The following is a 7,173-nucleotide window of genomic DNA, read 5'->3' as shown; positions in this document are numbered from 1 at the left end:
GCCAAGCTTTGCTTCAACCGCGTAGGGCCGCAGGCCTTCGCCCCATACCGTCTGCACATCCTCGTGCAGGATGCCTTCGTCGAGCAGTTCGCGGATCAGGAAGCCGAGCCCGCCGGCGGCGTGAAAATGGTTCACGTCGGCGAGACCATTAGGATAGACCCGCGCCAGCAGCGGCACCGCTTCCGAAAGATCGGAAATGTCCTGCCAGGTGATGGCGATGCCGGCCGCCGCAGCCATGGCGATCAGGTGGATGGTGTGATTGGTCGAACCGCCGGTGGCATGCAGGCCGACGACGCCGTTGACGATCGAGCGCTCGTCGATCATCCGGCCGACCGGCGTATAGGCGTTGCCCAGCGCGGTGATCGCCAGCGCCCGCTTGGTCGCCTCGCGGGTCAAGGCCTCGCGCAGCGGCGTGCCGGGGTTGACGAAGGACGCGCCCGGCGTGTGCAGGCCCATGATTTCCATCAGCATCTGGTTGGAATTCGCCGTGCCGTAGAAGGTGCAGGTGCCTGGCCCATGGTAGGATTTGGACTCGGCCTCCAGTAGTTCGGCGCGTCCTGCCTTGCCCTCGGCATAGAGCTGGCGGACCTTGGCTTTTTCGTCATTGGGCAGGCCGGTCGTCATCGGCCCGGCCGGAATGAACACCGCCGGCAGATGGCCGAAGGTGAGGGCTGCGATCACCAGCCCCGGCACGATCTTGTCGCAGACGCCGAGATAGACGGCGGCGTCGAACATGTTGTGCGACAGGCCGATCGCCGCGGCCATGGCGATGACATCGCGCGAAAACAGCGACAGCTCCATGCCGGGCTGGCCTTGCGTGACGCCATCGCACATTGCCGGCACGCCACCGGCCACCTGCGCGATGCCGCCGGCTTCGCGTGCCGCGTCCTTGATCAGCGCCGGAAAGGTCTCGAACGGCTGATGTGCCGACAGCATGTCGTTGTAGGAGGTGATGATGCCGAGGTTCGGCACCTTGTCCGCACCCAGTGCCAGCTTTTCCGAGGGGCTGCACACCGCAAAGCCGTGGGCAAGATTGCCGCACGACAGCACGGCCCGGTTGGCGGTGCGGTTCGATGCCTCGGCGATGCGGCTGAGATAGCGCTCGCGGCCTGGCTTTGAACGCTGGCGGATGCGCTCGGTAATGGCTTCGATGTCGCGTCTGGCGGTCATGGTGTCGGTCCTTTCAGGCGAGGTCCCGGAACACAATCCGGCTGTCCGCCGGGACCCTCAGCAAGTTCAAATCAGGGTGCCCAGAAAACCTCTACGGGCCCGCGCGCGGCGTCGAGCACGGCGCGAATTGGCTTTCGCGGTCCAGGCGCAACCGCGCTGTCAAAGGCGGCGCGCTTGTCTTCGCCTTCGATGTGCAGCGCGATGAAGCCGGCATCGACGATGCGCGCCAGCGACAGGGTCAGCCGCGGCTCGCCCGCACTTGCCGCATGAACCGGCAGCACGATCCTGTCGGAAGACGGGTCGAGCAGCGTTGCCAGGTCGTCGGCATCGGGAAAGAACGAGGCGGTGTGGCCATCCGGCCCCATGCCGAGCACGACGACATCGAGCGGCCAGGGCAGGGACTGGAGCGCTGCATTGTCGGATGAAGCCGCATCCTCGATGCTGGTGGCTTCGTGATAGAGCGGCACGAAACGCGCCGCCCTGGCCGCGTTCTGCAGCAGATTGGCGGCCACCAGCCCGGCGTTGGAACGCGGCGAGGAGGCTGGCACGAAACGCTCGTCGACCAGCGTCACGATCACCTTGTCCCAGGCGATGGGTATCGCCGAAAGGGCGACGAAGAATTTTGCCGGCGTGGTGCCGCCGGAGACGGCGAGCAGCCCTGTGCCGCGCTCGGCTATTGCCTTGGTCAGGCGGCCGGCAACATGACCGGCAAGGGCGGCCGCCAGCTCCTGGCGCTCGGCGAAGCCGTTCCAGCTATAGGCGGCGCTGTTCAATTGCTCTCGTGCCATGTCCGCCCGTCACGTTCGATCAGCGCTATCGAGGCCGAGGGACCCCAGGTGCCTGCCGTATAGCCCTGCGCTTCCTGTCTGGCGCTTTCCCAGGCGTTCTGGATCGGGTCGATCCATTTCCACGCCGCCTCGACTTCGTCGCGGCGCATGAACAGGGTCTGGTTGCCACGGATGACATCCATGATCAGCCGCTCATAGGCATCCGGCGCGCGGCCATCGAAGGATTGCGCGAAGCTCATGTCGAGCGAGATCTGGCGCAGCCGCATGCCGCCCGGACCCGGGTCCTTGATCATGATGAACTGCTTGACGCCTTCGTCGGGCTGCAGCCGGATGACCAACTGGTTGGCGAAGATCGGCCCGGCGCTGTCGCCGAAGATCGAATGCGGGATCGGCTTGAATTCGATGACGATTTCCGAAACCCTGGTCGCCAGCCGCTTGCCGGTCCTGAGGTAGAACGGAACGCCCGCCCAGCGCCAGGTGCCGATCTCGGCCTTGATGGCGACGAAGGTCTCGGTGTTGCTGTCGTGGGCAAGCTCCTCGACATAGCCCTTTACAGCTCCGCTGGCCGAGGCGCCTGCGCGGTACTGGCCACGCACGGTGTGCTTCGGCGCCTCGTTGCCGTTGATGCGCTTCAACGCCCGCAGCACCTTCAGCTTCTCGTCGCGCACCGCGTCTGCATCCATCGACGACGGCGCTTCCATGGCGACGAGGCACAAGAGCTGCAGCATATGGTTCTGCACCATGTCGCGCAGCGCGCCGGCCTTGTCGTAATAGGTGACGCGGTCTTCCAGCCCAACGGTCTCGGCCACGGTGATCTGCACGTGGTCGATATGGGCGGAGTTCCACAGCGGCTCGTACAGCGCGTTGGCAAAGCGCAGCGCCATCAGATTCTGCACCGTCTCCTTGCCGAGATAGTGGTCGATGCGGAAGATCTGGCTTTCGTGGAAATCGTCGCCGACCAGGTCGTTGAGCGCTTGCGCCGAGGCAAGGTCGCGGCCGATCGGCTTCTCCAGCACGATGCGGGAGTTCGGCGTGATCAGATTGTGCTCTTTCAGCTTATGCGAGATATCGCCGAACAGCGCTGGCGCCACCGCCAGGTAGAAGGCGCGGATGCGGTCGCTGTCGCCGATCGCCTTCTTCAATTTGTCGAATCCGGCCCCGCTTGTCGCATCGGCCGAGACATAAGAGAGGCGTGCCAGAAAGGTCTTCAGTTCCTTGGCGTCGATATCGGCCGGTTTGACGTGCTCGGAGATCGCCTGCTTGGCGAAGGCCTGGAATTCCTCATCGCTCATCTTCGAGCGTGACGTGCCGATGATGCGCGTCGGCTCGGAGAATTGATGGTCGCGCTGGCGATAGTAGAGCGACGGCAGAAGCTTGCGCTCCGACAGATCGCCGGTGCCGCCGAAAATGATGAAGTCGAAAGGGTCGACGGGGATGATCTGGCTGGTCATGGTCTGTCCGCTTTGACGCCGGTCGCTGTGACGCGGCTGATATAATCTAATCGATTTAAATTTTCCAGTGCCATGGTGTCACATCTGGGTGTATGCGCCTGCCCCTTGACAGTCCGATGACCTGGGGGCTTGTCGACAGGCGCGGCTCCGGAAGCCTTCGCAGTTGCAGCATAGAGCGGGATCGAGGCGAAAGCCAAAGAAGAAATCGGCAATGACCGCACATCTTTCGACCAATCCGGTCAGAAGCCGTGGCTTTGCGCGGATGAGCGCCGTTGGCGCACTGGTAGACCGTCACCAGTCATGAGCGGGAAAAACATGCGTCTGGAAAACAAGGTTGCCGTCATCACTGGTGCCGCGTCGGGCTTTGGCGAGGGCATCGCCAGGCGCTTTGCCGAGGAGGGCGCCAGGGTCGTTGTCGCCGATCTCAATGCCAAGGGTGCGGAGCGCGTCGCCAGCGATATTGGTGAAGCGGCGATCTGGACCCAGACGGATGTTTCGCTGCGCTCCGAATTCGACGAGATGGTCTATGCCGCCAAAAGCGCCTTCGGCCGCATCGACATCATGGTCAACAATGCCGGCTACACCCATCGCAACGGCGACATGCTCAATGTCGACGAGGAAACCTTCGACCTGATCACCGCGGTCAACATGAAGGCGATCTATCACGCGGCGCTGGCCGTGGTGCCGATCATGGAACGGCAAGGCGGCGGCGTCATCCTGACCACCGCCTCCACCGCAGGTCTGCGGCCGCGACCGGGTCTCACCTGGTACAATGCGTCGAAAGGCTGGGCGATCACCGCCACCAAATCGATGGCGGTGGAACTCGCGCCGAAGAACATCCGCGTAAACTGCCTCTGTCCGGTTGCCGGCGAGACCGGCATGCTGGAGAAGTTCATGGGTGCCGATACGCCCGAAATCCGCGAGAAGTTTCGGGCATCGATCCCGCTCGGCCGGCTTTCGACGCCACTCGACATTGCTAACGCAGCGCTCTGGCTTGCCTCGGACGAGGCGGCCTTCATCACCGGTGTGGCGCTCGAGGTCGACGGCGGCCGCTGTATCTGAAAGCCTGGTGTATGTCGCCCAAAAGTGCGAAGCGATTTTGGGGCAACGAAATGCACCAAAACAAGAGGTACGCCAACGCAGCCAGCGTTTCGGCGACAGGTTGCGGTGGCTGTCAGGCGCCGGTCTTGATGTAGCTCTTGTAGACCCAGCCGGTCTTGCCGTTGTAGGTGATCTGGCACCATTGCTTGCAGCTCATTACCTGCACCGAGGTTCTCGCCGGCACCGTGCCGATGGCGGCGGCATTTTTCTTCGGACCGCTTCGCATGGTCACGGTCCTCAGGATACGCCCCGTTCCGGCGGCTGCGAGCTTCCTGGGCTTCGCCTTGGCCTGGCTGCCGTCGCTTTCCGCCGCCGCGGGCTGCTGCTCCGGCACTTGCGGCTGCACCGTGGGGATGGCTGCGGTTTGTGCGCCATCGGGATGGCTGCCCGCCGCTGCGGTCGGCGCGGCAACCTTGGCGAGTTCGGTGCTGGCATCAGTATCGGTTGCCGGCTGCACGAATGCCGCCGTCGGCTTGTCCGGCGCCTGTTCGGCCTGGTTCGCCATCTGGCTGGGAGCAGGCGCGTCCGAAGCGGATGCAGCCTTCGGCTGCGAACCGGTCCAACGAGGATCGTTGGCCGCGAGTGCTTGTACGTTGGTTTGCGCGGCCGCCACACTTGGTGAAACCGCGTCGGACTTGCGCGCCTGCGGCACGGCCGCCGCAGCGACTGCGGCCCCCACCGGGGCGATTTTCGTCGTTTTCACCGGAATGGTCGGAATGGTCTGCTCGGGGCTCGCGGCCGCCTGCCTGTCATTGGCCGGCAAAGCCAGCCACAGTGCCACCGCGGCGACGCCAAGCAGTGCGGCGGTGCCGATCGCGGCGATCACCAGATGCGAATTCGAACGGACTTCCTGCCAGAAGGACGGCCGCATGTCATATCCGAACTGCATGGCAAAGCGCCGACGTTCCGGCGTACCGAAACTGAAGGGCTCTCTCACTCTTGCCACCTCCATAAGCGGGCCGATGTTCTTTCGATCGAATGCCAAGAACCTGGCGCCAGATCTGCATCGGTCCCAAGAAACCAAAGCGGGCAAGCCCGCAGAATTCCCCGTCAGTCGCCCACAACCGGCATCTTTTGCCGGCGATTGTGGCATCACTACGCCTTCCTGCGATTCTGCACCTTTGCCGGGGATTCTGCAATGTGCCGCTACGGCAACAAATATTACAGCAATATTACAGGAATTCAGAACGATCCTGTCCAGCCTGAGGCAGGATCCCGAAAGTGGCTTCAGGCCCTCGCCAAAAATCATGCCAACCAGCAGATGGAACCGATCCTGTTTCCGTCGGGACGGAACAGGCTCTATATCCTGTCCCGTAGCGCAAACCAGTTGAGCGCCAGGAACAGCAGTGGCGTGCGGAAGCGCCGGCCGCCGGGGAACTGCGGGATTTTCAGATCCTCGATCAGCTTCAGCCGGTCGCGGTTGCCGGCAACGGTTTCGGCATAGAGCTTGCCGAAGAAGTTGGACAGCATGACGCCGTGGCCGGAATAGCCGCCGGCCGAGATCACATTGGGCATCACTTCGCGCACGAACGGCTTTCTCGGCACCGTGATGCCGACATAGCCGCCCCAGCCATGCGTGATCTCGACATCCCTGAGTGCCGGATAGAGTTCCGCGATCTGGCGGCGGATGTGGATGTGGATGTCCTTCGGATCGTTGACGCCATAAACCTCGCGTCCGCCGAACAGCAATCGCCCGTCCTTCGATCTGCGGAAATAGCGCACGACGAAGCGGGAATCGTCGACCGCCTCGCCGCCCGGCAGCACGTCTGAGTCCGCGCCCAGAGGAACGGTCGCGCCGATGAAGGAACCGATCGGCATGATGTGCGCCGCACTCACCGGCTCGAGCGTGCCGCCATAGGCATTGACTGCGATCAGGCATTTCTGCGCGGTCACCGTGCCTCTCGGTGTCGAAACCTTGACCTTGCCGCCATTGGAAATGATGCCGGTCGATGGGGTTCCCTCGAACAGCTGCGCGCCCGCTTGCGCTGCCACCCGCGCCGTGCCGATCACCAGCTTCATCGGGTGGATGTGGCCAGTGCCGGTGTCGCGCGTCCCGCCGAAATAGGCGGTCGAGCCCAACCGCTCCGCCGTCTCCTTGGCATCCATGAACGAAATATGCGGGTAGGAAAAACGGCTCGCCATGGTCTCGGCATGCGCCTTGTAGTCGTCGACGTAGCGCGGCTTGTGCGCCACCGAGAGCTGGCCCGGCATATAGTCGATATCGATCTGGTTGGCGGCAGTGAATTCGAGGAGATGCGTCTTCGCCTCTTCGGCGAGATCGAACAGCGCCTTGGCGCGGGAGAAGCCATACTCGGCTTCCAGCTCCTCTGCCCAGGCGCGTTGGCCGGTGCCGAGCTGACCACCATTGCGCCCCGAGGCGCCATCACCGAAGCGATACGCCTCGATCAGCACGACATTGGTGCCCGCCTTGGCCAGATGGGTTGCCGCCGACAGACCGGTAAAGCCGCCCCCGATGATGACGACATCGCATGTCCGGTCGCCATCCAGCGCCGGGTATTCAGGTCTCGGGCCGGCTGTGTCCTCGTACCAGGAGCGGCCGGGGGAGATCGGGGATTGGTAAGGCATGAGAAGTCCTAGGGCAGTAGGGCAGTAGGGCAGTAGGGCAGTAGGGCAGTAGGGCAGTAGGGCAGTAGGGCAGTAGG

Annotated in this window: 6 protein-coding genes; 1 reads left to right on the top strand and 5 read right to left on the bottom strand. The window is 63.5% G+C overall.

Annotated elements, in window-relative coordinates; genetic code table 11:
- The 3 genes from EN935_RS15840 to zwf form a co-directional block, all read right to left on the bottom strand.
- A partial coding sequence (locus tag EN935_RS15840) for a dihydroxy-acid dehydratase (RefSeq protein ID WP_127373434.1) occupies nucleotides 1–1,170 on the bottom strand: 1,170 nt, incomplete at its 3' end.
- Between the two features lie 71 nt (nucleotides 1,171–1,241).
- On the bottom strand, nucleotides 1,242–1,958 hold the full coding sequence (gene pgl, locus EN935_RS15835) for a 6-phosphogluconolactonase (RefSeq protein ID WP_127265513.1): 717 nt from the start codon (nucleotides 1,956–1,958) through the stop codon (nucleotides 1,242–1,244).
- Complete coding sequence (gene zwf, locus EN935_RS15830) at nucleotides 1,940–3,409, bottom strand: glucose-6-phosphate dehydrogenase (RefSeq protein WP_109670254.1); 1,470 nt, start codon at nucleotides 3,407–3,409, stop codon at nucleotides 1,940–1,942. Before zwf ends, pgl begins: the two co-directional genes overlap by 19 nt.
- Nucleotides 3,410–3,724: 315 nt before the next feature.
- On the opposite strand from zwf, the gene EN935_RS15825 reads away from it, so the two are divergent.
- Nucleotides 3,725–4,471 carry an SDR family oxidoreductase gene (locus tag EN935_RS15825; protein WP_126067705.1) on the top strand — a complete coding sequence of 249 codons (747 nt, stop codon included), beginning with the start codon at nucleotides 3,725–3,727 and terminating at the stop codon, nucleotides 4,469–4,471.
- 112 nt (nucleotides 4,472–4,583) lie between these two features.
- On the opposite strand, the gene EN935_RS15820 is transcribed toward EN935_RS15825, so the two are convergent.
- Together EN935_RS15820 and EN935_RS15815 are read right to left on the bottom strand one after the other, a co-directional pair.
- On the bottom strand, nucleotides 4,584–5,447 hold the full coding sequence (locus EN935_RS15820; RefSeq protein WP_164757879.1) for an SH3 domain-containing protein: 864 nt from the start codon (nucleotides 5,445–5,447) through the stop codon (nucleotides 4,584–4,586).
- 362 nt (nucleotides 5,448–5,809) lie between these two features.
- Nucleotides 5,810–7,096 carry an FAD-binding oxidoreductase gene (locus tag EN935_RS15815; protein ID WP_109670593.1) on the bottom strand — a complete coding sequence of 429 codons (1,287 nt, stop codon included), beginning with the start codon at nucleotides 7,094–7,096 and terminating at the stop codon, nucleotides 5,810–5,812.
- Between the last annotated feature and the right edge of the window lie 77 nt (nucleotides 7,097–7,173).

Source organism: Mesorhizobium sp. M7D.F.Ca.US.004.03.1.1 (assembly GCF_003998635.1).
Taxonomy (GTDB): Bacteria; Pseudomonadota; Alphaproteobacteria; order Rhizobiales; family Rhizobiaceae; genus Mesorhizobium; species Mesorhizobium loti.
This window is presented reverse-complemented; position numbering and strand designations above follow the sequence as displayed.

Bases quoted from the DNA above. Each gene is read 5' to 3' on its own strand.
- pgl (WP_127265513.1), bottom strand. From the start codon at position 1,958: ATGGCACGAGAGCAATTGAACAGCGCCGCCTATAGCTGGAACGGCTTC.
- EN935_RS15815 (WP_109670593.1), bottom strand. From the start codon at position 7,096: ATGCCTTACCAATCCCCGATCTCCCCCGGCCGCTCCTGGTACGAGGAC.
- EN935_RS15825 (WP_126067705.1), top strand. From the start codon at position 3,725: ATGCGTCTGGAAAACAAGGTTGCCGTCATCACTGGTGCCGCGTCGGGC.
- zwf (WP_109670254.1), bottom strand. From the start codon at position 3,409: ATGACCAGCCAGATCATCCCCGTCGACCCTTTCGACTTCATCATTTTC.